The sequence below is a fragment of the Pedobacter cryotolerans genome (genome assembly GCF_005116475.1).
Classification (GTDB): Bacteria; Bacteroidota; Bacteroidia; order Sphingobacteriales; family Sphingobacteriaceae; genus Pedobacter; species Pedobacter cryotolerans.
Genome location: NZ_SWBO01000010.1, coordinates 131,257 through 154,641 on the forward strand (window position 1 = coordinate 131,257; position 23,385 = coordinate 154,641).

General features: G+C 33.8%; 25 protein-coding genes. 15 read left to right on the top strand and 10 right to left on the bottom strand.

Going from position 1 to position 23,385, the window contains the following annotated elements; all coding sequences use genetic code 11:
• Nucleotides 1-62: 62 nt before the first annotated feature.
• Nucleotides 63-1,094, bottom strand: a complete 1,032-nt coding sequence (locus tag FA045_RS15590) for a helix-turn-helix domain-containing protein (protein WP_136878003.1) — start codon at nucleotides 1,092-1,094, stop codon at nucleotides 63-65.
• Between the two features lie 435 nt (nucleotides 1,095-1,529).
• Here FA045_RS15590 and FA045_RS15595 point away from each other — a divergent pair, with 435 nt between their 5' ends.
• The 4 genes from FA045_RS15595 to FA045_RS15610 all read left to right on the top strand — a co-directional run bounded on the left by FA045_RS15595 (nucleotide 1,530) and on the right by FA045_RS15610 (nucleotide 4,203).
• A complete protein-coding gene (locus FA045_RS15595; RefSeq protein ID WP_136878004.1) occupies nucleotides 1,530-1,640 on the top strand; it encodes a phenylalanyl-tRNA synthetase subunit alpha in 111 nt (36 codons plus the stop codon).
• A 150-nt stretch (nucleotides 1,641-1,790) separates the two neighbouring features.
• Nucleotides 1,791-3,218: a 23S rRNA (uracil(1939)-C(5))-methyltransferase RlmD gene (rlmD, locus tag FA045_RS15600; RefSeq protein WP_136878005.1), complete on the top strand. Its 1,428-nt coding sequence runs from the start codon at nucleotides 1,791-1,793 to the stop codon at nucleotides 3,216-3,218.
• Nucleotides 3,219-3,785, top strand: coding sequence for a hypothetical protein (locus FA045_RS15605; RefSeq protein WP_136878006.1), 567 nt, complete (start codon nucleotides 3,219-3,221; stop codon nucleotides 3,783-3,785).
• A 4-nt stretch (nucleotides 3,786-3,789) separates the two neighbouring features.
• Nucleotides 3,790-4,203, top strand: coding sequence for a hypothetical protein (locus FA045_RS15610; protein ID WP_136878007.1), 414 nt, complete (start codon nucleotides 3,790-3,792; stop codon nucleotides 4,201-4,203).
• A gap of 210 nt (nucleotides 4,204-4,413) precedes the next feature.
• On the opposite strand, the gene FA045_RS15615 is transcribed toward FA045_RS15610, so the two are convergent.
• A complete protein-coding gene (locus FA045_RS15615; RefSeq protein ID WP_136878008.1) occupies nucleotides 4,414-5,130 on the bottom strand; it encodes a head GIN domain-containing protein in 717 nt (238 codons plus the stop codon).
• A gap of 132 nt (nucleotides 5,131-5,262) precedes the next feature.
• Here FA045_RS15615 and FA045_RS15620 point away from each other — a divergent pair, with 132 nt between their 5' ends.
• From FA045_RS15620 to hemH, 3 genes are all read left to right on the top strand, one after another.
• Nucleotides 5,263-5,772, top strand: coding sequence for a phosphoribosyltransferase family protein (locus FA045_RS15620; RefSeq protein ID WP_136878009.1), 510 nt, complete (start codon nucleotides 5,263-5,265; stop codon nucleotides 5,770-5,772).
• Between the two features lie 197 nt (nucleotides 5,773-5,969).
• Nucleotides 5,970-6,818, top strand: coding sequence for a 4-hydroxy-3-methylbut-2-enyl diphosphate reductase (locus FA045_RS15625; RefSeq protein WP_136878010.1), 849 nt, complete (start codon nucleotides 5,970-5,972; stop codon nucleotides 6,816-6,818).
• Between the two features lie 129 nt (nucleotides 6,819-6,947).
• Nucleotides 6,948-7,961 (top strand): ferrochelatase, encoded by a 1,014-nt coding sequence (gene hemH, locus FA045_RS15630; RefSeq protein WP_136878011.1) that lies wholly within the window; start codon nucleotides 6,948-6,950, stop codon nucleotides 7,959-7,961.
• Here the strand turns inward: hemH and FA045_RS15635 are convergent.
• On the bottom strand, nucleotides 7,954-9,165 hold the full coding sequence (locus tag FA045_RS15635; RefSeq protein ID WP_136878012.1) for a 3-deoxy-D-manno-octulosonic acid transferase: 1,212 nt from the start codon (nucleotides 9,163-9,165) through the stop codon (nucleotides 7,954-7,956). The genes hemH and FA045_RS15635 overlap by 8 nt on opposite strands.
• Nucleotides 9,166-9,326: 161 nt before the next feature.
• On the opposite strand from FA045_RS15635, the gene galE reads away from it, so the two are divergent.
• From galE to FA045_RS15650, 3 genes are all read left to right on the top strand, one after another.
• Nucleotides 9,327-10,346, top strand: coding sequence for a UDP-glucose 4-epimerase GalE (gene galE / locus FA045_RS15640; RefSeq protein ID WP_136878013.1), 1,020 nt, complete (start codon nucleotides 9,327-9,329; stop codon nucleotides 10,344-10,346).
• Nucleotides 10,347-10,375: 29 nt separating this feature from the next.
• Entirely contained in the window at nucleotides 10,376-10,942 is a 567-nt protein-coding gene (locus FA045_RS15645; protein WP_136878014.1) for a hypothetical protein, read from the top strand.
• 114 nt (nucleotides 10,943-11,056) lie between these two features.
• The gene (locus FA045_RS15650; RefSeq protein WP_136878015.1) at nucleotides 11,057-11,794 is read left to right on the top strand and encodes a tyrosine-protein phosphatase; all 738 of its coding nucleotides are present in this window, start codon (nucleotides 11,057-11,059) and stop codon (nucleotides 11,792-11,794) included.
• 11 nt (nucleotides 11,795-11,805) lie between these two features.
• Here the strand turns inward: FA045_RS15650 and FA045_RS15655 are convergent, their stop codons facing one another.
• Nucleotides 11,806-13,035: an ABC transporter permease gene (locus FA045_RS15655; RefSeq protein ID WP_136878016.1), complete on the bottom strand. Its 1,230-nt coding sequence runs from the start codon at nucleotides 13,033-13,035 to the stop codon at nucleotides 11,806-11,808.
• A gap of 131 nt (nucleotides 13,036-13,166) precedes the next feature.
• Nucleotides 13,167-13,517, bottom strand: coding sequence for a HesB/IscA family protein (locus tag FA045_RS15660; protein ID WP_136878017.1), 351 nt, complete (start codon nucleotides 13,515-13,517; stop codon nucleotides 13,167-13,169).
• A gap of 166 nt (nucleotides 13,518-13,683) precedes the next feature.
• Here FA045_RS15660 and FA045_RS15665 point away from each other — a divergent pair, with 166 nt between their 5' ends.
• From FA045_RS15665 to dnaA, 3 genes are all read left to right on the top strand, one after another.
• A complete protein-coding gene (locus FA045_RS15665) occupies nucleotides 13,684-14,217 on the top strand; it encodes a DUF7935 family protein (protein ID WP_136878018.1) in 534 nt (177 codons plus the stop codon).
• 68 nt (nucleotides 14,218-14,285) lie between these two features.
• Complete coding sequence (locus tag FA045_RS15670; RefSeq protein ID WP_136878019.1) at nucleotides 14,286-15,830, top strand: acyl-CoA mutase large subunit family protein; 1,545 nt, start codon at nucleotides 14,286-14,288, stop codon at nucleotides 15,828-15,830.
• A gap of 194 nt (nucleotides 15,831-16,024) precedes the next feature.
• A complete protein-coding gene (gene dnaA / locus FA045_RS15675) occupies nucleotides 16,025-17,455 on the top strand; it encodes a chromosomal replication initiator protein DnaA (RefSeq protein ID WP_136878020.1) in 1,431 nt (476 codons plus the stop codon).
• A 137-nt stretch (nucleotides 17,456-17,592) separates the two neighbouring features.
• On the opposite strand, the gene FA045_RS15680 is transcribed toward dnaA, so the two are convergent.
• The 5 genes from FA045_RS15680 to FA045_RS15700 all read right to left on the bottom strand — a co-directional run bounded on the left by FA045_RS15680 (nucleotide 17,593) and on the right by FA045_RS15700 (nucleotide 20,502).
• Complete coding sequence (locus FA045_RS15680) at nucleotides 17,593-18,141, bottom strand: NUDIX hydrolase (RefSeq protein ID WP_136878021.1); 549 nt, start codon at nucleotides 18,139-18,141, stop codon at nucleotides 17,593-17,595.
• A gap of 1 nt (nucleotide 18,142) precedes the next feature.
• Nucleotides 18,143-18,535 (bottom strand): hypothetical protein, encoded by a 393-nt coding sequence (locus tag FA045_RS15685; RefSeq protein WP_136878022.1) that lies wholly within the window; start codon nucleotides 18,533-18,535, stop codon nucleotides 18,143-18,145.
• A gap of 81 nt (nucleotides 18,536-18,616) precedes the next feature.
• The gene (locus FA045_RS15690) at nucleotides 18,617-19,399 is read right to left on the bottom strand and encodes a TPM domain-containing protein (protein ID WP_136878023.1); all 783 of its coding nucleotides are present in this window, start codon (nucleotides 19,397-19,399) and stop codon (nucleotides 18,617-18,619) included.
• 3 nt (nucleotides 19,400-19,402) lie between these two features.
• Nucleotides 19,403-19,846 carry a TPM domain-containing protein gene (locus tag FA045_RS15695; RefSeq protein ID WP_136878024.1) on the bottom strand — a complete coding sequence of 148 codons (444 nt, stop codon included), beginning with the start codon at nucleotides 19,844-19,846 and terminating at the stop codon, nucleotides 19,403-19,405.
• 74 nt (nucleotides 19,847-19,920) lie between these two features.
• Nucleotides 19,921-20,502, bottom strand: coding sequence for a LemA family protein (locus FA045_RS15700; RefSeq protein ID WP_136878025.1), 582 nt, complete (start codon nucleotides 20,500-20,502; stop codon nucleotides 19,921-19,923).
• Nucleotides 20,503-20,708: 206 nt separating this feature from the next.
• On the opposite strand from FA045_RS15700, the gene FA045_RS15705 reads away from it, so the two are divergent.
• Together FA045_RS15705 and FA045_RS15710 are read left to right on the top strand one after the other, a co-directional pair.
• Nucleotides 20,709-22,247, top strand: coding sequence for an NAD(P)/FAD-dependent oxidoreductase (locus FA045_RS15705; RefSeq protein WP_136878026.1), 1,539 nt, complete (start codon nucleotides 20,709-20,711; stop codon nucleotides 22,245-22,247).
• Nucleotides 22,248-22,302: 55 nt separating this feature from the next.
• On the top strand, nucleotides 22,303-22,662 hold the full coding sequence (locus tag FA045_RS15710; protein WP_136878027.1) for a CoA-binding protein: 360 nt from the start codon (nucleotides 22,303-22,305) through the stop codon (nucleotides 22,660-22,662).
• The last annotated feature ends 723 nt before the right edge of the window (nucleotides 22,663-23,385 follow it).

Sequence of the window (23,385 nt, forward strand, 5' to 3'; positions counted from 1 at the left end):
ATACACCTCTGTTGCTAAGGGCTTGGTTTACAAAACGGGAGTATAAGATTATAGAATAGAACTTATTTAGCGTATAACTTCTGGTATTCTGCAGGTGTTAAGCCTGTTGTTTTTTTAAAAGCAGTAAAAAAGGTCGATTTTGAACTAAAACCACTATCATAGCCTAAACTTTCGATAGTGTAATTTTTTTCGTTCTCCAACAATTCCTTTGCCTTTTCAACTCTATATTCTTTAACCAAATTGGAGAAAGATTTGCCTAGTATTTCATTTACGTATTGAGATAATAAATGCTTGGTCACCTTTAATTCTTTCGCAGCCTCTTCAAGTGTGAAATTTGGATTAAGAAAGAGTTCTTTTTCAACAATAATAGGTATTTTCTGACCAATGATTGCTAAAGTGTTTTGATCAATTTCTTTGTTTTTATACCTTTCTTTTTCTTGAAAAAAACTGGTTTGGGAACTGTTTTTAAAAATTACAAGTAACACAATTACATATAAAATAAATGTGAATGACAGCGAGCCTACAATATAAGAGGTGTAATTTGATGTAGCAAATGCTAGCCATATTACAGTAACACCCATGTAGATACTCAATAGCCAGATATCTATTTTATGCAAACTTTCTTTGTCTTTAATTTTTTGAAGAATTGGTTGTAAGCTTCTTGCAGATATAATAATGTAAAAAAGCCATTGCGCATATATGGCTTTTACCATCCAATTGCTCCAAATTATACGATTTTCAACGTATGGATACAGAAAGCCTAAAACCGACATGACTACGATGTATGTTATCACATGTATCATCCAATTTGATTTTTTATCTGCTGTGTAAGCTTTTAGGTATAGATAAAGAAAAGGACCAATTAATATGCAGGCAGAGAGCCCAATTTGTATAAAAATATTTGATAACTGTGGATTAAAATAGAAAAATACAGATTTGATAATTCTGATACTTAAAACCAATAGTAGTAAAGATAAAAAGTAATTTGAAAAAACTTTCTTTTTAGCGTTGATAGCAAAATAGATGGAAAGTAACAGACCATTAAAAGCGCCCAAAGCACTAAAAAAGAAAAGGAACTGGTCTGAGCCCGTCATTATTTATTAAGTGGGTAATTGGTTATGCATTAATTATTGATTTTCATCAAATTTAGCTAGTTCAAAAATATTTTTGAAGGTAAGTATTTTTCACAAAACTAAATTGCGAATCAGTTTATTTGGTGAGTAAGATTTATAGATTCATTGCAAATTTAAATAATTGCACAATCTCAATTTCTCTAAACCTGATAGTAACGAAAATACTTTTGTTTTTGCCATACTGGTAGCTGTTACTTCAGTGCTACTGAATTTCAGAGTTCTCTCAGTGTTTGTAATGACGGGAACAAAAGATTGTAGTGATAGCAGGGCGATCCTTTTAATAGAAGCTCAGAACACTGCTTTTCTAAAACTTAACATTTAAATAACATATACCGTTTTGGTTTTTGGTATAAAAAATATACTTTTGTAATATTAATCATCATTAAATCTATTGAAATGAGTAAAGAGTTATTAGAATTTTCGGTAATGGTTGATGAACAATTTGATATGAAGTTTAATTGGCTAGAAGGGGCTTTTGGATTTATTCTTAAAGTTTTTGGCAAGTAAACAACATTGCTAATTTTTCTTTAATAACGAGTTTAAAAAACTCGTAATGAATTATAAGGCTTAATTTTTGATGAATTAGAATCTTTATAACTTACTTGTCTCATATCTCACATCTAAATACTCACATCTCTTTTTACTATCTTTGCAGCAATGAGTAGAAACAGAAGAAATGCTGAGCCAATCCGTATTGCAGGATTAAGCATTATTGACATTGCAGAAGAAGGAAAAGGCGTAGGCAAAGCCGATGAATTGGTAATTTTTGTAGATAAAGCCGTTCCAGGTGATGTGGTCGATATCCGCGTGGTTAAAAAGAAAAAGAATTTTGCCGAAGCGATTATCGAAAATGTACAAACCAAATCACAACATCGAGTAGATCCTTTTTGCAGTCATTTTGGTACTTGTGGCGGTTGTAAATGGCAACACATGGATTATGCTGCCCAACTTCGTTTTAAACAAAAAAATGTTGAAGCTGCTTTGCAACGTTTGGCAAAAATAGATACATCGGTAATGGAGCCAATTTTAGGTTCGGCCGAGAATAAATACTACAGAAATAAATTAGAATATACTTTTAGCAACAAACGTTGGTTAAATGCAACCGACATGGAGTTTGAAGCCGAAGGCAGAGAAATGAATGCTTTGGGATTTCATGTGCCTTTACGGTTTGATAAAATTTTGGATATTGAGCATTGTTATTTACAGGCAGAGCCAAGCAATAGTTTGCGTTTGAGTGTTAGGGCTTATGCTTTAGCGAATAACATTAGTTTTTACGATTTACGTAACCACGAAGGTGCGTTAAGAAACCTAATCATTAGAACATCATCAACTGGAGAGGTGATGGTAGTTGTTGTTTTTGCTTATGTTGAGCAAGAGCAAATTAATGGTTTAATGGAGCATTTAAAAGTTTCTTTTCCAGAAATTACTTCATTGTTATACATCGAAAACCAAAAAAAGAATGATACGGTTTTTGATCAAGATGTAATTACTTACGCTGGTAGAGATCATATTTTTGAGCAAATGCCAACTGATGATGGCTTTGTTAAATTTAAAATCGGAGCTAAATCTTTTTATCAAACCAATTCTAATCAGGCTTACGAATTGTACAAAATAACCAAAGAATTTGCAGATTTTAAAGGTGATGAATTGGTATACGATTTATACACCGGTGCGGGTACCATTGCCAATTTTGTAGCAGGTAGCGTAAAACAAGTGGTTGGTATAGAATATGTACCAACGGCAATAGAAGATGCCAAATTTAATGCCGAACTAAACGGTATTGAGAACACAATTTTCTATGCAGGCGATATGAAAGATATTTTAACGGCTGATTTTATTGCAGCACATGGTAAGCCAGATGTGGTAATTACCGATCCGCCTAGAGCAGGTATGCATACAGATGTAGTTGAGCGGTTGTTAGAAATGGAAGCTGAGAAAATTGTTTATGTAAGTTGCAATGCAGCAACCCAAGCTAGAGATTTGGCTTTGTTAAAAGAAAAATATGATGTGGTACGCATTAAACCTGTAGATATGTTTCCGCACACACAACACGTAGAAAATGTAGTTTTATTAAAACTGAGATAAATGAAAAGTTGGCTTGGTTTTGTTGTAGTTATTTTATTTTCAGCTTGTAATGCCGAAGTTAAAGACAAAACAAGTGATCGGAAAATTGCTGATACGGAAAGTGTTGGTTCTATTAGGTTAAATACAAAAGATGGTATTATTGATACCGTTTTGCTTAACAATGTAGATACTGCTTTTATTGTAAAGCCAAAGCCAATTGAAGATGACATGGGTGATAAACGAAAGGAATACATCATTTATGTTTATTTCTCTGATAGAAGTTTGCCAGTTTTAAAACACAAAGATGCAATTGGGGCAGATTTATTTTTGGCGGAAGATTTAGATGGCGACAATAAGCCAGAATTATTACTTAGGCCAGAGTGGTTTAGCAGTTGTTGGGCAAGCTTAAATTTGTACTCCATAAAAAATAAAAACTGGAAGTTGATAAAAAAAGGCAGTATGTATTTTTGCTCCGATCAATATCCATTAAGTAAAAGAATAATAAAAACAGCTAAAGGTTTTGCGATGTTAACAGATAGCCTAACCGATGATAAGTTTATTACCCTAAAAAAAGAGATTAAGTTTTAAGTATATGCAGAGTGAAGAGTTATTGGGCAATTTAAGCTCAGACGAGAATGGAGCGCCAAAGAAGGAGAAAAAAAGTCCGCTGGTGAGTTTAGAAAAAGATTTAACTTTTTATGCCGATTCGATAAGAGAAGTAGCAGTAGAAATAATGATGGAGGGAATTTCTTTAAATCCTATTTTTATTGCGCACCAACATGAAGTTAGTATTGGTGAGATTATTTTAAATAGAGCAGAACTCAATACCGAATGGACAATACAAGCATCAACCTTAGAAGAGTTTATTCAAAAAGGGATCATTCATCCTGATAAGAAAGAGCAGTTTTTAAAAACATACAAAAAACCAGAAAATTACATGTGTGTTTTTGTGGTAGTGCCCGAAGGAGCAAACTTTGTTTATTATCCTTATCCAAAAGGGAAATAGGTTTGGTTCATAGCTTATGGTTTATAGTTCATAGACCATTGTCTATCTACCATAAACTATTAAGCATTGCTGCTCCCTCTCCTTCAGGAGAGGGTTGGGGTGAGGTTAAAATAAAAGCCGATATTGCATCCACAATATTGGCTTTATAAACTAAAACTAAACTAAAATTTATTGTATTATCTTTTCTCCATAAAGGCGGAAATTCTTTTTTTATTTTACTCTTCTAACATCTCCGCTTTTAGAAGATGATGTCTTTTTTAAAGCAGCATTACCTTTATAACTCACATCGCTTCCGCCACTAGCGCTAGCCTCTAAAGCCTTGTTTACAAAAACATTTGCATCGCTACCACCACTTGCAGCTATCTTTGCATTGTTAACTATATAAGCAAAGGCATCAATATCAGAACCCCCACTTGCAGTTGCAATTAGGTTTTCGCCACTTCCTTTAAGCACTGCATCACTACCACCGCTAACTGTTAAGCTTAAGTCTTTTACAGCAAGTGTTAATTTTAAATCAGAACCGCCGCTGGCGATCAATTTTAAAGCATCAGCCTTTAAATTATTCTGTGTAAAAACATCAGAACCTCCGCTTGCAATTAAGGCTTTAATACTTTTGAAGTTTACATAGGCCTTAATACTTTCGTTTTTAAACATGCGGCCCCAGCTAATTCCATCTTTATATTTAATTATTAATAAACCACCTCTTTGCTCAACAATTACATCTTTAATTAAATCTTCATTACCTTTTATAGTAACGGTTTCATTATTTGCTTGGGTTAGGTACAAATCTATGCCACTACTTACGGTAATTTCATTAAATGCTTTAACGCTAATATTTTTGCTATTTTGAGCGATAGCTGTTAAGCTTGCCGATACAGTAATCAGCAATACAAGCGATGTAGTTTTTATTGAGTTAAAAAATTTCATAATTAATGTATAAGGTTTACAGCTATTAGACGCAAGTACCCCCATAAACGTTGCATAAAAACTAAATTATTTTTTTGTGTTTGTTTTTGAGGCTTAAAATCGTTCTTTTGTAATGTTTAACAACGCAATGCCATGCCCAACAATCAAGTCTTAATTTTAGATAAACAACAGATTACTCAAAAAATTAACCGAATTGCCTACCAAATTTTGGAAGATAATTTAGATGAAAAAGAAATTATTTTGGCAGGGATTTGGGATAGGGGCTACAAACTAGCTGTTCGCTTAAAATCAGTTTTAGAAACCATAGCCTCATTTAAAGTTACCTTGGTTCGTGTAGATATTGAAAAAGAGAATAGTAAATTAGTTGCCAAAACAGATTTGCCCGAAAGCGATTGGAAAAACAAAGTTGTTATTTTAGTTGATGATGTTTTGAACAGTGGCAAAACCTTGGCTTATGGTTTAGGTGTTTTCTTAAATACGCCACATAAAAAAATTCGTACCGTAGTTTTGGTAGATCGTAGCCATAAAAGTTTCCCAATAGCAACAGATTTTGTAGGCCTACAATTGGCAACAATTTTAAAAGAACATGTAGATGTGGTAATGGATGTAGAAGGCGAAGAAGACCGCGTTTATTTGAGTTAATTTTTTTTAGAAAAGCAGGGTTTGTGCTGCTATTAAATTTTACTCCCGCTTTTCGTTTCTGCCGATGAAAAATCGGCATCCACTGCAATCGGGTTTATTTAACAAAAAACAGTAAAAAAAACTTCCATTAGTTTACTACATTTAAATACACAATCTCTTTTACGTACTTTTGTTTTAACAATTGAAGCAAAATTAGCATGGCATACAATTTAAACGTTACAATAGATAAATCTTCAGGTTTTTGCTTTGGTGTGGTTTATGCAATAGACATGGCCGAAGACATTTTAGACAACGAAGGCAAATTGTTTTGTTTAGGAGATATTGTACACAATGATGAGGAAGTAGAACGATTGAGGGCTAAAGGCTTACAAATTATTGATCATGAGCAATTGCATCAACTTAATAACGAAAAAGTATTAATTAGAGCACATGGTGAAGCGCCTTCTACTTATGAATTAGCCTTAACAAATAACCTTACTTTAATTGATGCTTCTTGTCCGGTAGTTTTAAAATTGCAAAACCGAATTAAAAACTCTTACGATGATGATGAGCAAATTTTAATTTTTGGCAAACATGGCCATGCAGAAGTAATTGGCTTACAGGGTCAAACTAATGGAAAAGCAATTGTTTTTCAGGATTTAGCAGAATTAGACAATGTTGAGTTACCGAAAAATATTACGCTCTATAGTCAGACTACAAAAAGTGTAGATAAGTTTTACGCTATAAAAGACGAGTTGATTAATAGAGGTTTCGATTTAAAAGCTAATGATACCATTTGCAGACAAGTATCAAACCGTTATGAAGAGTTAGAAAATTTTGTAGTTAATTACGATAAAATCATTTTTGTTTCTGGTAAAAAATCATCAAATGGAAAGGTCTTATATGATGTTTGCAAAAAATTCAATCCAAACTCTTATTTCATTTCTAATGCAGAAGAATTAGAAAAAGACTGGTTTGCAGCTGATGATAAAGTTGGAATATGTGGGGCAACATCTACACCTATGTGGTTAATGGAAAAAGTAAAAGCACAACTACAAGCTTTCTAAATCATCAAAAAGTAATATTCATTTTGGCAATGCCATAAATCCGTGCTACGGTTTCAAGAAGTTTATTCTTAATGTATATTTGTCGCACTAAAATAGCAATCAAGTTAATTGCAGTTTCAGCATAAGATTATGGCAAAAAAGGGAGTTTTATTAGTAAATCTAGGTACACCAGATAGTCCAGAAACTAAAGATGTAAGAAAATATCTTGATCAATTTTTAATGGACGAAAGAGTAATTGATATTCCCAAATTTAACCGAACGCTATTGGTAAAAGGAATTATTGTTCCTTTTCGTAGTCCTAAAACTTCTAAGTTGTACAAAGAAATTTGGGGAGAAAATGGCTCACCTTTATTTCATTACAGTAAAATTCAGGCTAAATTACTACAAGAAAAACTGGGTGATGAATACCATGTAGAGTTGGCTATGCGTTACCAAAACCCATCAATTGAAAGTGCTTTGTTAAAATTAAAAGCTGGTTTGGTTGATAGTATAAAAGTAATTCCTTTATTTCCACAATATGCTTCGGCAAGTTCTGGTTCTGTTTTGCAATTGGTTATGGAGTTGGTAAGTAAATGGCAAACTATTCCGCCTATTTCATTTGTTAGTTCGTTTCATGATAATGAACAAATGATTGAAATATTTGCTGAAAATAGTGCTAAGTATCAACCTGAAACTTTTGACCATATTTTGTTTAGTTTTCATGGTTTGCCAGAAAGGCAGTTGGCAAAATGTGATCACACAGGTAATTATTGCTTAAAACAGAAAGATTGTTGCCATACATATAATGATACCAATAAGTTTTGCTACTCTGCTCAAGGCCACCACACAGCTAGTCTTATTGCCGCCAAAATGGGAATTGCTAAAGAAAATTATACCGTTTGTTTTCAATCTCGTTTAGGTAAAGAACCTTGGGTACAGCCATACACCACAGATGTATTAAAGAAATTAGCTGCAGAAGGTAAAAAGAGACTGTTAGTGTTTAGTCCGGCTTTTGTTGCAGATTGTTTAGAAACTTTGTACGAAATTACTGTAGAATACCACGAAGAATTTAAAGAACTAGGTGGCGAGCATGTTCAGTTGGTAGAAAGTTTAAACGATCACCCGAAATTTGTTGAAGCTTTGGCTGAAATGGCGGTTAGCTAGCTATTTTTTCAATAATCATTTCAGTTGCACCTTTTTGCTGTTCAACATATTTTTTCGCAGCCGCGGATGCTTCTTCATTTGCCTTGAAATTTTCAAACGCAGTTAATAATTCGCTTTCGGTTGAGATGCTTTTTGCAGCATCAATTTTAATTAAATCTTTTGCTTCTTGAAATTTATCGAATTTAGGACCAAAGATAACGGGTAAGCCAAAAGCAGCGGCTTCTAATGTATTGTGTATGCCCACACCAAATCCGCCACCAATGTAAGCCAATTTGCCGTATTGATAAAGCGAAGAAAGCATGCCGATATTATCGATGATTAAGATTTGAGGTGTGTTTTCTGAGAACTGAGAACTAAGAATTGAGAACTTTATTGCTTTCGGAAACAATTCTTCTATTTCTTGAATATGAGATTGCCCAATTTCATGTGGAGCGATGATAAACTTCCAATCTGGATGTTTTTTGGTTAAAGAAACCAACAATTTTTCATCGGGCAACCAAGTGCTGCCACAAATAAATACTTTTGCATCTCCACAAAATTGTTCTATTAATTCTAATTTTTTAGGGTGTTGGGCATTTTCATAAACCCGATCAAATCGGGTATCACCACTTAAACTTACCTGGCTAATTCCAATACTTTTCAATAAATCAACACTCTCTTTGTTTTGTACAAAAAAGTGGGATACGTAAGTTAATATTTCTCTATAAAAACTACCATACCATTTAAAAAAGGTTTGGTTCGGTCTAAAAATGCCAGAAATTAGATAAAGCGGAATTTGTTTTTTGTGCAATTCATTAAAATAATGAAACCAAAATTCATATTTAGTAAATATCGCTTGCTGCGGATTTACAATTGAAATAAATCGCTCTGCGTTTTTAGGAGTATCTAATGGTAAGTAAAAAACATCCGCCAATGCGTAATTCTTTCTAATTTCATATCCCGAGGGAGAAAAAAATGTAACAATAATTTTTTGTTCAGGTTTGTTTGTTTTCAGTGTTTCTAAAACTGGTCTGCCTTGTTCAAACTCTCCTAATGATGCAAAATGAAACCAAATTGGTTGATCATTTGGGTTGGTTTTACTTGCTAATTGTTGCCATATATCTTTTCGTCCATTTACAAATAATTTGGCTTTAGGATTAAAAAGTGCAGCAATCTGCAAAAGAAAACCATATAATCTAATTCCAATATTATAAATCCAAAGCATTTTGCGTCTTATTTGTTATCTTCGTTGCAAGATAAATGAATAAAATTAAAACCCTCAATTAATATATCAAGTTAGCGGCAATTAGAACTAGCTATGTTGGGTTAACATAAAGGGTTTTGAGATAATTTAGTAAAAATTAAAAACATAAAATTTAATAAATAATGGCTAAAATTTTAGTTACTGGCGGAGCAGGTTACATTGGTTCTCATACTGTTGTTGAGCTTTTTAATGCAGGATATGAAGTTATTGTTGTTGATGATTTTTCGAATTCTGAACCTAAAATACTAGATCAAATTGAAAAGATTTGTGGTAAAAGACCAGCTTTTGTTGAGTTAGATTTATGTGATGAAAATAAGGTAAATGAATTTGCTAAACAACACAAAGATATTGATGGAATTATTCATTTTGCTGCGTTTAAAGCAGTAGGAGAGTCTGTTCAAAATCCCTTAAAATATTATAGAAATAACTTTTTCTCTTTAATCAATATCATTACTGCATTTAATAGCAGTGTTAAATTGGTTTTTTCATCGTCATGTACCGTATACGGACAGCCTGATGTTTTGCCAGTTACCGAGAGTGCTCCAGTAAAAAAAGCAGAATCGCCTTATGGCAATACGAAACAAATTGCTGAAGAGATTTTAGCAGAAACTTGTGCGGTTAATCAAGATTTAAAAGTTATCGCCTTGCGCTATTTTAATCCAGTTGGTGCACATGAATCTGCTTTAATTGGCGAATTACCAATTGGAGTGCCACAAAATTTAATACCTTTCATCACACAGTCTGCAATTGGTAAACGCGGTCCGATAACAGTTTTTGGTAGTGATTACAATACGCCAGATGGTTCTGCAATAAGGGATTACATTCATGTTGTAGATTTAGCTAAAGCACATGTAGCAGCTATAAAAAGATTAGAAACTGGTTCTGGTAATAATTATGAAGTATTTAATATTGGTACTGGTAAAGGTTCTTCTGTTTTAGAAATTATCAATGCTTTTGAAACTTCAACTGGAGAGAAATTAAATTATACCATCGGTGCAAGAAGAGATGGCGATGTTGAACAAACTTTTGGAGATGTTACGCTATCAAATCAGACATTAGGATGGACAGCTGAATTAGATTTAAAAGAAATGATGAGTTCGGCCTGGAATTGGGAAAAGTATCTAAAAGCCAATCCTTTTTAATTTTGCTTGTATATTAGAATTAGCTTTTAATGAAATTAAGTGAGCATAAAGAACTTAAGAAAGAAATTTTAGCGCTGCCAGTAAAGGAGAAGGATAAGATTTTACTTCGCTTGGTAGCAAAAGATAAAGTACTTACAGAGCATTTACATTTTTTATTATTGGAAGATGAAAGTGATTTAAGTGATAGAATTAATGCCATTAAAAGTGAAATTTTATCAAATTTTGATAATTTATCAATTGCTAAAAGTATTGATGCAAAAGATGCATTGGCTAATTTAAGAAGGCTAGCAAAAGATGTAAATCATAATTTTAGGGTTACTAAAGCAATTTTTGAAGATGTTGAGTTAAGAATTTTTCTTTATAACCATACGCCGTTAAAAGTAAAGTTTGGTACTTATTCATCATATAAAAACTATACAGAATTATTTAATGTATATTTTGTGAAATCTGTACTTGTAACTTTACGTAAATTCTATAAATTGCATGAGGACTTACAATTTGATTTAAAAGATGAGATGAACAAGCTTTTATCAAAAATAGCTAGTTCAAATATGGCAAGTATTGCAGATGATTTAAACCTGCCTAGACAACTATAATTTGAAAGTTAGATTTTTGATGTTAGTAATTATGTATATTGTTTAGTGATTGATCTTTTTAAATTAGCTAGCTATCAAGCTAAAAATGGTAGTAAAAAATAAAGGGAGGTATGTTTGCTTAATTGGTTAAAGAAGAAAAAGGAGCCTGTATTTAACTTTTCAACTATTGGTACAGATATGCATTCGCATATTTTACCTGGTATAGATGATGGGGCAAAAAACTTGAATGATTCTTTGCTTTTGGCTGCTCGTTTTAAAGAGTTGGGCTTCAAAAAATTGATTGCAACTCCTCACATCATGGCTGATTATTTTAGAAATACGCCAACAACCGTAAATAAAGCGCTTGATACTTTAAAAGAAGCGCTATTAAAAAACAATATAGATTTAGAAGTTGAAGCTGCTGCTGAATATTATTTAGATGAAACTTTTGAAAAAAAGATTGAACAAAAGGAAGTGTTAACTTTTGGAGATAAGAAATATCTCCTTTTCGAGCTTTCTTATATTAACCCGCCTAATAATGTTTTTGAGGTAATTGCTAAAATGCAAGATGCTGGTTATCAGCCTGTGCTTGCCCACCCAGAGCGTTACCCATATTTTTATGGAACATTAGATAATTATGAGAGCATTAGAGCAACTGGCTGCTTATTACAGTTAAATACCATTTCCTTAACAGGATATTATGGTAAAAGTTGCAAGCAAACTGCCGAAGAATTGGTAGATAATTATTGTATCGATTTTTTGGGTAGCGATATGCATCATCTTCGCCACGGCGATGCTTTAAAAGAGAGTTTAAATTTAGAGCGGATACAAAAAATCCTAGCTCAACCTCAAATGAAAAATCTCTTATTATAATATTAACTTAATTACTCGTAACGTAGGGCCTCAACCGGATCTAACTTAGAAGCCTTTCTTGCTGGGTAATAACCAGATAATATCCCAATACAAACACACAATACAAAACCTCCAGAAATAAATCCCCAAGGCATTAAAAATGAGCCTCCCATAGATAGCGAGATCAAATTTCCAATACCCACGCCCAATAATATTCCAAAAAATCCCCCGAGCAAGCATATAATAACTGCTTCAATTAAAAACTGTTTTCTAATGGTTGCTGGGTTTGCTCCAATAGCTTTTCTAATCCCAATTTCTCTTGTTCTTTCTGTTACAGAAACCAACATAATATTCATTAGTGCTATCGATGCGCCAAGCAAGGTAATAGATCCAATTGCAATGCCTCCGATAACAACATATTCTAAATTTTCATTTAAGGTTTGGGCAACAGCATCACTTTTAGTGATTTCGAAATTATTGGGCTGTTTAATCTTAATTTTTCTGATGTTTCTAAATTCTGAAGTCGCTTCGCCAATAACGTTATCCATTATATCTTTATTAGCTACATTTACTGTAACGGTGTATGAAGGATTGGCGTTAGAGTTAATAATTTTGGCCTTATAAAGTGGTACATAAACTGCTCTATCAGTGTTTTGTCCCATTCCACTTCCTTTTTCGGCAAGTACACCAATTACTTTAAATTTGTTGTTACCTACATTAATTACCTTATCTAAAGGGTCTTCCTTTTTAAATACAGTTTTGGCAATTTCACTCCCTATTATACAGATATTACCAGCATTGGTAGCTTCTAAGTTGGTAAAATTTCTACCTAAAGATAAATCTAAACCTTGCGAACCTAAGCCATTTTCATCAATACCTTGAATATTAATATTTGGATTTGTTTTTTCTTGCTTGTATTTAACGGTTGATCCACCACTTGCAAAAACACTTACAGAAACGGTAGCTGGAGCATTTAAACGCTCTTTAAATTTAATCGCATCTTCGTAACGGATAGATTTAAATGGTTTCGGTCTTTTTCCGTTACCAATTCTAATACCACTCCCTCTGTTTCTAATGTTAAATGAGTTGGCTCCCATACTAGAAAAAGCTTCGGTCATACTGCTTTTAATGGCGTCAATAGTTGTTAAAATACCAACAAGGGCCGATAAACCAATTGCAATAATTAAAGCTGTAAGAATAGTACGCAGGCGGTTACTTTTAATAGATTGAAGCGCAAGTCTTACGTTTTCTGTATAAGTCATTTGATAGAAATAAAAATCATATTGGGTATAAAAATAAAAAGTCCCGCTGTTAAGACAACGAGACCTCTTAAAATGTTACAAACTATTTAATATACATTCATCTACTCCCCAATGGGGATGTTGGGAGGAGATTAAACTGAAAAACTTGTTCCACAACCGCAAGAACTCGCTGCGTTAGGATTGCTGAAAGTAAATCCTCTAGAGTTTAATCCATCTTGCCAATCAATTTGCATTCCTAGTAAATACATTTGATGCGCTTTGTGCATAAAAATTTTAATCCCGTCTATATAAAACTCCTGATCACCTTCTTTCTTTTGATCAAAACCTAAAACATAGGTCATGCCAGAACAGCCTCCACCTTCAACACCAACGCGTAAACCAAAATCTTCAGCAATTTCTTGTTGATCTTTTAGTTTCAAAAGTTCTTTAGCAGCGTTTTCGGTAAAAGATACAGGCGCAAAAGCAGTTTCTGTAGTACTCATGATATTTAAAATTATTGGTGAATTACAAAAATTAGTATTCGATTTTATCAAACAACAGGTCGTTTGTTTGTTGTTTAATTAAATTATAAATCGATGAGACAAATATAAATATTTATGTACATTTTTGTTCGTTACCCTTATTAATATTACGAAATATAAACATATAATGAACATTATTAGTTTTTTAACATCAGCCGCATCTTTTGCATTAGGAGGAATTGTTACGGTTACAGTAGCTTACTTTTTGGTGAAAAATGACATTCAAAATTACTTCCACTTTAAATCATTAGCGGCTATAAAAGATAGTCAAAATGATCTTTTTCCTATGCGGTTGCAGGCTCACGAGCGACTAATCATATTCATAGATCGTATCAGTCCATCTAATTTATTGCTTCGCTTGCATCAACCGGGCATCAGCCTTGCTGCATTACAAACTTTAGTGCTAAATGAAATTAAATCAGAATATCAGCATAACATTACGCAACAGTTATATATAGATACGGTTAGCTGGAATGTTGTTCGTAAATTAAAGGATGATACCATTGCCATGATTAATAATGCGGTACAGGGACTGCCAGAAAATGCTAGCGGTGTAGATTTAAGCAAAAAGGTTTTGCAACACATGAGTACCATAGCAGAAAATCCTTACGATTTAACCATAGATCATTTGAAGAAAAACATCCAAGTTTTATTTTCATAACACACATCAGCTGGTAAACTATTACTTAATATGTTTTGCTGAAAACGAACTAACTTACTATTAAAACCATGAGTAAAAAGCATACTACAACATCGGGTATTGAAATTAAGGCTTTATATACATCTGCAAAAGCAATAACCGAAAAGCCGGGTGAATTTCCTTTTACTAGAGGGATTCAAAAAGACATGTACCGAGGTAGATTATGGACAATGAGGCAGTATGCTGGTTTTTCAACTGCCGAAGAATCAAATAAACGTTATCATTATTTATTGGCACAAGGTACAATGGGCTTATCTGTTGCATTTGATTTGCCAACTCAAATTGGTTACGATTCTGATCATGAAATGTCTGAGGGTGAAGTGGGTAAAGTTGGTGTTGCTATAGATTCATTAAAAGATATAGAAATTTTGTTCGATGGCATTGAGCTCAAAAAAATTACTACCTCAATGACCATCAATGCAACTGCATCTATTTTGTTAGCCATGTATATCGCATTAGCCAAAAAACAAGGCGCAGACTTAAAAGAGATTTCGGGTACCATTCAAAATGATATTTTAAAAGAATACGCTGCAAGAGGCACTTATATCTATCCTCCAAAACCATCTATGCGTATCATTACCGATATTTTTGAATATTGTAGTAAAGAATTGCCTAAATGGAATACCATTTCTATATCAGGCTATCACATTAGAGAAGCAGGCTCAACAGCAGTACAAGAATTAGCATTTACTTTAGCGAATGGTAAAGCTTATTTAAAAGCTGCACTAGAAAAAGGTTTAGATATTAATGTTTTCGCAAAGCGATTGTCTTTCTTTTTTAACTGCCACAATAATTTTTTCGAAGAAATTGCCAAATTTAGAGCGGCCAGAAGAATGTGGGCAAACATTACAAAAGAACTTGGAGCTACAGATGAAAAAGCACAAATGTTACGTTTTCATACACAAACTGGTGGATCGACGCTTACCGCACAGCAGCCTTTAAATAATGTAATTAGGGTTACTAACCAAGCTATGGCAGCAGTTTTGGGCGGTACGCAGTCTTTACATACCAATGGATACGATGAAGCTTTGTCTTTGCCTACAGAAGCGGCGGCTAAAATCGCACTGCGTACACAACAAGTTATTGCTTTTGAAAGTGGAGTAACTGATACGGTAGATCCTTTGGCTGGCTCATTTTTTGTAGAAAGCTTAACTGATGAGATAGAAGCTGCCGCACAAGCTTACATAGAAAAAATAGATGCAATGGGTGGCTCGGTTTATGCTATAGAAAATGGATACATGCAACAAGAAATTGCAAATTCAGCCTATCAATATCAAAATGAAGTAGAAGCTGCAGAGCGAATTATTGTTGGTGTAAATAAGTTTACCCAAGAAACAGAAGGAATTACCGATACCTTACAAATTGATGAAACGATAAGAACAATACAAACAGATAAAATAAATAAATTAAAAGCAGAAAGAAATACTGAAGCAGTAGCAATAGCTTTAGATAAACTCTCGGCCGCGGCTAAATCAGCAAACAATTTGATGCCTTTTATATTAACCGCTGTAGAAGAATATGCAACACTTGGGGAAATAGCTGATTGTTTAAGAAATGAGTTCGGAGAATATTAAATTGAATGTTAAAAAATAGTTATCAACACAATAAATTGAGGTTAAGTGGTATATGATACTGCTTCTTAATGACTTACAAATTAATTGATTTTTTTGTTCATTATGTTGATAATTTTTTGAATATTCGAAGACTCAAAAGGGCATATCCGTAATGTCCCTATTAGAACTGAAAACCAACAAATTAAAGATTAACAATGGAAAAAACTTGTACCGAAGTATGGAAGAACTGTCTCCAAATAATTAAGGATAACATTCCGAGCCAAAGTTTTAAAACCTGGTTCGAACCGATATCAGCACTTAAATTAGAGGGGAAAGTTTTAACCATCCAGGTGCCTAGTTTATTTTTTTACGAATGGTTAGAAGAACACTATGTGGGCTTACTTCGTAAAACGGTAAAAAAGCAATTGGGAGACGAAGGAAGATTAGAATACAATATAGTAGTTGACAAATCGTCAAATAGTGGTTCTCCATATACTACAAATATGCCCTCTAACGGAAATGGGGCAGAAGCAAAAATGCAATCAATGCCAATTCCTGTATCTATAAATAAGGATATTAAAAATCCATTTATTATACCAGGATTGAAAAAATTAAATGTTGATCCACAATTAAACCCGAACTATACTTTCGAAAATTATATTGAAGGAGATTGTAACCGTTTAGCTCGTTCTGCAGGTTATGCTGTGGCAGCAAAACCAGGTGGTACATCATTTAATCCATTAATGATTTATGGTGGCGTAGGTTTAGGTAAAACACACTTGGCGCAAGCAATTGGTAACGAGATTAAACGTAGTATGCCAGATAAATTGGTAATTTATGTTTCTTGCGAAAAATTCTGTCAACAGTTTGTAGATTCATTAAAAAATAACACCATTAACGATTTCGTTAATTTTTACCAAGCGATGGATGTAATCATTATGGATGATGTACACAACTTTGCAGGGAAAGAAAAAACACAGGATATTTTCTTCCATATTTTTAACCACTTACACCAATCTGGTAAACAGGTAATTTTAACCTCAGATAAAGCACCTAAGGATTTAGCTGGTTTAGAAGAGCGTTTGCTAAGTCGTTTTAAATGGGGATTATCTGCAGATTTGCAAGTTCCTGATTTGGAAGTTCGTATCGCTATCCTTAGAAAGAAAATGTATGCTGACGGTATTGAATTACCAAGTGATGTAGTTGAATATGTAGCGCATAATATTGATAATAATGTACGTGAATTAGAAGGAGCAATGGTTTCTTTACTAGCACAATCTACATTAAATAAAAAAGACATCGATTTAGCTTTGGCTAAACAAATGTTAAAAAACTTTATCAAAAATACTTCTAAAGAAATTTCGATGGAGTACATACAGAAATTGGTATGTGAGTATTTTGAAGTGCCAATAGACATGGTTAAATCGCAAACGCGTAAACGCGAAATTGTGCAGGCTCGTCAAATCTCTATGTATTTGTCTAAAAGCCATACCAAGTCATCATTAAAAACTATTGGAGCCTTCTTTGGAGGCAGAGATCACTCTACAGTAATATATGCTTGCCAAACCGTAGAAGATTTAATAGAAACTGATAAAAAGTTTAAAGCTTACGTAAACGACATTCAGAAAAAACTGAAAATGAGTTAATATAAGTGGATCGTCATTGCGAGTTTACGAAGCAATCTTAAAGCTATCAACTTTTTTGTATTCATTGCCGTCGACTTTAGTCGACGGAACAAATAAAAAAGCCCATTTTGATTATTTCAAAATGGGCTTTATAAATATTAAGCTTTTTTACAATGCATCAAGCCATAATGCAATCCAGCAACATGTAAAGCCTGATCAATTTTATTATCCTTCAGCAGCTGATTAATCTCTTCAATTGTATATTCTTCCACATTTAAAATCTCATGCTCATCTAAATGTTGGTCATGGGTTTTTACACCGCCTTTCATTAAATAGGTAAAAGTTTTATTAGTAGCTGTTGCTGGGTTAGGATATAAGGTTGCAATCAATTCACAACTCTCAAAACTGTAACCCGTTTCTTCTTGTAATTCTCTAGCAATTGCAGTTTCTGGTTCTTCACCATCATCAATCACACCGCCAGGTATTTCTAAAGAAATGATATCAGCCGCAAAGCGATATTGCCTTACCATAATTATTTTGTTTTCTTTAGTTAAAGCAACAGCATTCACCCAGTTCGGATATTCTAAAACATAATAATCATCCTTAATACTTCCATTTTGCAGTTTACAAGTATCAACCCTTAAAGTTGCCCATCTTTCTCTTACTAAATATTTAGAGGCTAACTTCTGCCATTTTAAAATTTCCATATCAAATGTACTGTTGTATATATTTCTGTCGGCCCATGTTAATGAGATGAACAATTTGATGACGATCTACTAAAAACTGGTAAATCAAATTTAACTTTTGCGCATAAAGCTGAGATAGGATAGGATTTCCTTCAAAATCTAATTCACTAAACAAAAAGTCTGTTAAAGTATTTAGTTTTTCAGGTGCTAAATCTGCTTGCTTAAGCCAAGTAGAAAAAGGTTCGTTATCAATAGCTAACAACAATGATTTGGTTAAGCCAAAACCTGATAATAAAGTTTCCTCAAAAAGTAATTCAGCTTCTTTCAACTTAAGCTCAACTTTTAGACCCATAATTCTGGCTAAAACTTGCGCTAAACGTTCTATTTCCGAAGTAATCAGATCTTTTCTATACATTTTAAGTTGTAATGTTTTTAAGTTGAAAGGTTGCAATGTTGAGCAAAATCGTAACTCGTAAATCAAAAATCGTAATTCTCTTTACCAACTTCCGCTACTTCCACCACCACCAAAGCTACCACCTCCAAATCCGCCAAAACCTCCGCCGCCGCTACTTCCACCACCAAATCCGCCTCCAAAACCTCCGCCACCAGAACCTCTACCTCCACCTAAAAGCATACTCCAAAATAAAGCGTCAGCAACACCACGTCCGCCAATAACTTGGTTTCCGCCTCCGCCGCCACCACCTTTGCGCAAAATTATTACAATTACAATTATAATGATGATCACAATAAAGCCTGCTCCACTTTTGCTGCCTTTCGATTTTGCTTTAGGATTATCGTTTTTATATTCTCCTTTAATTAGTTCTATAATCGAATTTGTGCCCGCATCTATGCCAGCGTAATAATCATTCGTTTTAAAAAAGGGTTTAATATCATTCTCAATTATTCGCTTTGTATAAATATCTGGTAATGCGCCTTCCACTCCATAACCTGTCTGGATAGATAATTTTCTATCGCCCATGGCTACCAATAAAACTACACCATTATTTTTTTCTTTACCGCCAACACCCCAAGCTCTACCTAATTTTTGTGCGTATTCGTTAATATCGTAATCGCCAACAGATTTCATGATCACAACCGCTATTTGGTTGCTGGTAGAATCGTCGAACGCTACGAGCTTTCTTTCTAACGATTGTATTTGCTCACTGGTTAAAGTATTGGTATAGTCATTAACCAATTTATTCGGCTTCGCCGGAAATTCCTGAGCAAAGCCTAAAAAAGTACTGAGCGTTAATAATGATAAGATGATTATTTTCTTCATCAGTTATTTAATTTCGTGCTGATCAATAAATATGATTTCGTTTGGCAATTCATTAATATCTCCACTTTGGTAAGGAAAATATAAGGCTAATTTTTCTCCAGCTAGTGCAATTCCTGCAACAATTCCTTCTGCCAAATTGCCAGATAAAAAATGAGCTTTCATAGCTATTTGAGTGGTTTCCCAAAAATCATCTGGTACAACACTGTCAATTCCTTTATCACCAATAATTGCAAATTTATGGTCTTCGTGGGCCAAATAAATTAAAACCCCATTATGCTGAGCAGTTTTATCCATGCCTAACTCTGCAAAATATTCGGTTGCCCTATCAAAAGCACCGCCTTTACAATGTTTTTCAACTGCAACTCTTATTTCTCCAGATGTAGCTTTTTCAGCTTCAGAAATGGTATTGGCAATAAGTTCTTGTTCTTGTGTACTGAAAAGAGACATATTTTATAGTATATATTAAAGGGTAATAACGTTTAAATATTAAACAGCTATTACCCTTAAAAGTTAGATGATAATTAAAATTCTACTTTAGGTGCATTTTGAGCTCCAGCATCTGCTTTAAATGGAGTTTTAACACTAAAGCCAAACATACCAGCTGTTAAATTAGTAGGAAAAGATCTTACTTTAGAATTAAAAGTTTGTACAGATGCATTAAAATCATTACGTGCTACTGTAATCCTATTTTCTGTTCCTTCTAATTGTGCAGAAAGATCACTAAACTGTTGTGTAGCTTTTAATTCTGGATAATTCTCAGTTAACACCATTAATTTACCCAAAGCTTGTGTAATCTGACCTTGTGCTTGTTGGTATTTTTCAATATTCTCTGCGTTTAACTTATCAGGATCAATTGTAATTTTACTTGCGCTTGCACGTGCTTCAATTACTGCAGTTAAAGTTCCTTGCTCAAATTTTGCAGCGCCTTTAACAGTGCTCACTAAATTAGGTATCAAATCAGATCTACGTTGATATTGAGCTTCAACATTACTCCATTTGTTTTTAACTTCCTCGTCCATTTTAACAAGTCCGTTATAACCACAGCCGCTAATTAAAGCTACTATTGCAACTACTGCAACTATACCAATTACTATTCTTTTCATTTTTTTATTTTGTTTTTTAGGTTTCTATTTTCCAATTAGATATCAATACTCATGCCTTGTTACTAAATCAGACAAAATACTGACATCTTGCCATAAGATAATAAATAAATATACCATTTAGTGTATCATCTACCAATTGCTTAGTTATAATTTACAACTGCAAAATCGTATTTTTGTATCATTCGAGATAAAAACTCGACTTGTTTATGCAAAAAGAAATTGAAATTACCCTTGCTCCAGAGCAAATTACCAATGAGCAACAAATCTTAAAAAACCTAGCGGCTGGTTTAAAAATTGCACAAAATCGAATAAAAAGCTTCAAAATATTAAAAAGGTCTATCGATGCAAGGTCTCGCAAAGTTATTTACCGCCTTCAGGTAAGGGCTTTTATCGATGAAATAATTGAAGAACAAAGCCAAACCTTTAACTATCCAAAAATACACACCAATAAATCTGCAATAATAGTAGGTGCTGGCCCAGCTGGTTTGTTTGCAGCATTACAATGTTTAGAAAACGGAATAAAGCCAATAATAATTGAACGTGGGAAAGATGTAAAACAAAGGAGAAGAGATTTAGCAGCCATTAATAAACAGGGTTTGGTAAATACAGAATCTAATTATTGTTATGGAGAAGGTGGTGCGGGTACTTATTCTGATGGTAAATTATATACCCGTTCAAATAAAAGGGGCGATATTAATAAAGTACTACAAGTTTTCGTTCAGCATGGTGCACAGCCAGATATTTTAATTGATGCCAGACCACACATCGGCACCAATAAATTGCCTCAAATTATTACCAGCATTCGAGAAACTATTGAAAATGCAGGTGGCGAAGTACATTTTGATGCGAAACTTACAGATTTCATTCTTTCTAAAGATCACATAAAAGGAGTGATAGTAAATAATATTACAGAGATTTTGTCTGATCACGTAATATTAGCTACTGGCCATTCTGCAAGAGATATTTACGAGCTTTTACAACAGCGAAATATATTAATCGAAGCAAAGCCATTTGCGCTAGGCGTTAGAATAGAACACCCACAGCAAATCATCGATAGTGCACAATATCATTGTGATATCAGGTCCGAATTTCTTCCGCCAGCTTATTATAGTATGGTAGAGCAGGTAAATACACGAGGGGTTTTCTCTTTTTGCATGTGTCCTGGTGGTATAATTGCACCATGCTCAACAGATTTACACGAAATTGTGGTTAATGGTTGGTCGCCATCCAAACGTAATAACCCATTTGCAAACTCAGGTACCGTTGTGCAAATAACTTTAGATGATGTAAAAGGAGATGATCCCTTGCGAATGTTAAACTTTCAATCTCAGATAGAACAATTAGCTTTTAAGGTTGGTGGCGGTAACTTAGTTGCTCCCGCACAGCGGATGATAGATTTTGTAGAAAATAAATTATCGGCAGATCTCCCTAAAAATTCATACCTCCCCGGAACGAAAAGCGTAATGTTAGATCAAATTTTACCAACTTTTGTTGCTGATAGCTTGAAAGCAGCGCTGCCTTTATTCGGAAAAAAAATGAAAGGATACTATACAAACGAAGCTATTTTGGTAGGAGTAGAGAGCCGAACCTCATCCCCCGTAAGAATTCCTCGAGATAAAGAAACCTTTCAGCACCCGCAAATTAAAGGACTTTATCCATGTGCAGAAGGAGCGGGTTATGCAGGTGGAATAGTCTCTGCAGCAATAGATGGCATCAATTGTGCAAACGCTATTCTAAACAAATAGTATTTTTAACTGTTAAACTGTTATAAATATTTTAAATCGGAGTAATCAATTTAGCATGAAGAAGACTTTAATTATAGGTGCAACCCCAAATGCAGATCGTTACGCATACCGAGCTGCTCAAATGTTAACCGCAAAAGGTCATCCAATAGTTAACATAGGTATAAAACAAGGCGAGGTTGCCGGTGTTAAAATAGAAAAACCAGCCGCACCATATCATGATATTGACACCGTTACCTTATACATAGGTCCAGATCTTCAGCCAGGCTATTATGATTACATCATTAATACAAAGCCAAAGCGAGTTATTTTTAACCCAGGTACAGAAAATTACGAATTCGAAAAAATGTTAGATCAACACAATATCGAACCTGTCGAAGCTTGTACGCTTGTATTATTAAGCATTGGACAATATTAGCAGATCAGATACAGTGTTTCAATTAATTAAATCCCGTCGTCCGCTGCAATCTTTGCCTGGGCGTTCGCTGCTAATTCCAAGTTAGAGGTTTGGCAAAGTATTTTCGCTACCACCGGGTCTATTTAACAAAGGTCAGTGCTTCTATTTGAGTGTAGCCCTGCATCAATCTAAAAATATAGCAGTATATATATATAGGATACATCGGTTATTCATACTTCAACATTTGGAAATAAATTTAAGCCTATTAACCAGTAATCAATTTAACGGGCAATTCATTTGTATATATAATAGGATACTTCATTCACTCACCTGTATATATATTAACACATACAATGAGTACTTATTACCAGTCCACAGCACCTCCTTAAAACTTTTCACTTTGTAAATCATGCAGTTATGATATTTGTATGTATTAATTGGCAATTATATTTGTTGTTACGTTTAATTTTTCTACTTTTGCATCCCGCTTCGGAGGAGGCGAATGGGTTTACGGAAATAGTGATAGGGGCATTGAAAAAGGGGATTTAAAAGTATTTGAGCTGTAAATAAGCCACTTACGAAAAAGACAAAAAAATTTCAAAAAAAGTTTTGGAAATTAAAAAATCTTCTTACCTTTGCAACCCGCTACGGAGGTAACGACAGAAGGAGAAAAGGAAAAGAGAGGATGAATTGAAATAGGGAAACAAAGAGCAAACAACGAAACGAAAAAAAAGTTTCAAAAAA

Bases quoted from the DNA above. Each gene is read 5' to 3' on its own strand.
- FA045_RS15590 (WP_136878003.1), bottom strand. From the start codon at position 1,094: ATGACGGGCTCAGACCAGTTCCTTTTCTTTTTTAGTGCTTTGGGCGCT.
- FA045_RS15595 (WP_136878004.1), top strand. From the start codon at position 1,530: ATGAGTAAAGAGTTATTAGAATTTTCGGTAATGGTTGATGAACAATTT.
- rlmD (WP_136878005.1), top strand. From the start codon at position 1,791: ATGAGTAGAAACAGAAGAAATGCTGAGCCAATCCGTATTGCAGGATTA.
- FA045_RS15605 (WP_136878006.1), top strand. From the start codon at position 3,219: ATGAAAAGTTGGCTTGGTTTTGTTGTAGTTATTTTATTTTCAGCTTGT.
- FA045_RS15610 (WP_136878007.1), top strand. From the start codon at position 3,790: ATGCAGAGTGAAGAGTTATTGGGCAATTTAAGCTCAGACGAGAATGGA.
- FA045_RS15615 (WP_136878008.1), bottom strand. From the start codon at position 5,130: ATGAAATTTTTTAACTCAATAAAAACTACATCGCTTGTATTGCTGATT.
- FA045_RS15620 (WP_136878009.1), top strand. From the start codon at position 5,263: ATGCCCAACAATCAAGTCTTAATTTTAGATAAACAACAGATTACTCAA.
- FA045_RS15625 (WP_136878010.1), top strand. From the start codon at position 5,970: ATGGCATACAATTTAAACGTTACAATAGATAAATCTTCAGGTTTTTGC.
- hemH (WP_136878011.1), top strand. From the start codon at position 6,948: ATGGCAAAAAAGGGAGTTTTATTAGTAAATCTAGGTACACCAGATAGT.
- FA045_RS15635 (WP_136878012.1), bottom strand. From the start codon at position 9,165: ATGCTTTGGATTTATAATATTGGAATTAGATTATATGGTTTTCTTTTG.
- galE (WP_136878013.1), top strand. From the start codon at position 9,327: ATGGCTAAAATTTTAGTTACTGGCGGAGCAGGTTACATTGGTTCTCAT.
- FA045_RS15645 (WP_136878014.1), top strand. From the start codon at position 10,376: ATGAAATTAAGTGAGCATAAAGAACTTAAGAAAGAAATTTTAGCGCTG.
- FA045_RS15655 (WP_136878016.1), bottom strand. From the start codon at position 13,035: ATGACTTATACAGAAAACGTAAGACTTGCGCTTCAATCTATTAAAAGT.
- FA045_RS15660 (WP_136878017.1), bottom strand. From the start codon at position 13,517: ATGAGTACTACAGAAACTGCTTTTGCGCCTGTATCTTTTACCGAAAAC.
- FA045_RS15665 (WP_136878018.1), top strand. From the start codon at position 13,684: ATGAACATTATTAGTTTTTTAACATCAGCCGCATCTTTTGCATTAGGA.
- FA045_RS15670 (WP_136878019.1), top strand. From the start codon at position 14,286: ATGAGTAAAAAGCATACTACAACATCGGGTATTGAAATTAAGGCTTTA.
- dnaA (WP_136878020.1), top strand. From the start codon at position 16,025: ATGGAAAAAACTTGTACCGAAGTATGGAAGAACTGTCTCCAAATAATT.
- FA045_RS15680 (WP_136878021.1), bottom strand. From the start codon at position 18,141: ATGGAAATTTTAAAATGGCAGAAGTTAGCCTCTAAATATTTAGTAAGA.
- FA045_RS15685 (WP_136878022.1), bottom strand. From the start codon at position 18,535: ATGTATAGAAAAGATCTGATTACTTCGGAAATAGAACGTTTAGCGCAA.
- FA045_RS15690 (WP_136878023.1), bottom strand. From the start codon at position 19,399: ATGAAGAAAATAATCATCTTATCATTATTAACGCTCAGTACTTTTTTA.
- FA045_RS15695 (WP_136878024.1), bottom strand. From the start codon at position 19,846: ATGTCTCTTTTCAGTACACAAGAACAAGAACTTATTGCCAATACCATT.
- FA045_RS15700 (WP_136878025.1), bottom strand. From the start codon at position 20,502: ATGAAAAGAATAGTAATTGGTATAGTTGCAGTAGTTGCAATAGTAGCT.
- FA045_RS15705 (WP_136878026.1), top strand. From the start codon at position 20,709: ATGCAAAAAGAAATTGAAATTACCCTTGCTCCAGAGCAAATTACCAAT.
- FA045_RS15710 (WP_136878027.1), top strand. From the start codon at position 22,303: ATGAAGAAGACTTTAATTATAGGTGCAACCCCAAATGCAGATCGTTAC.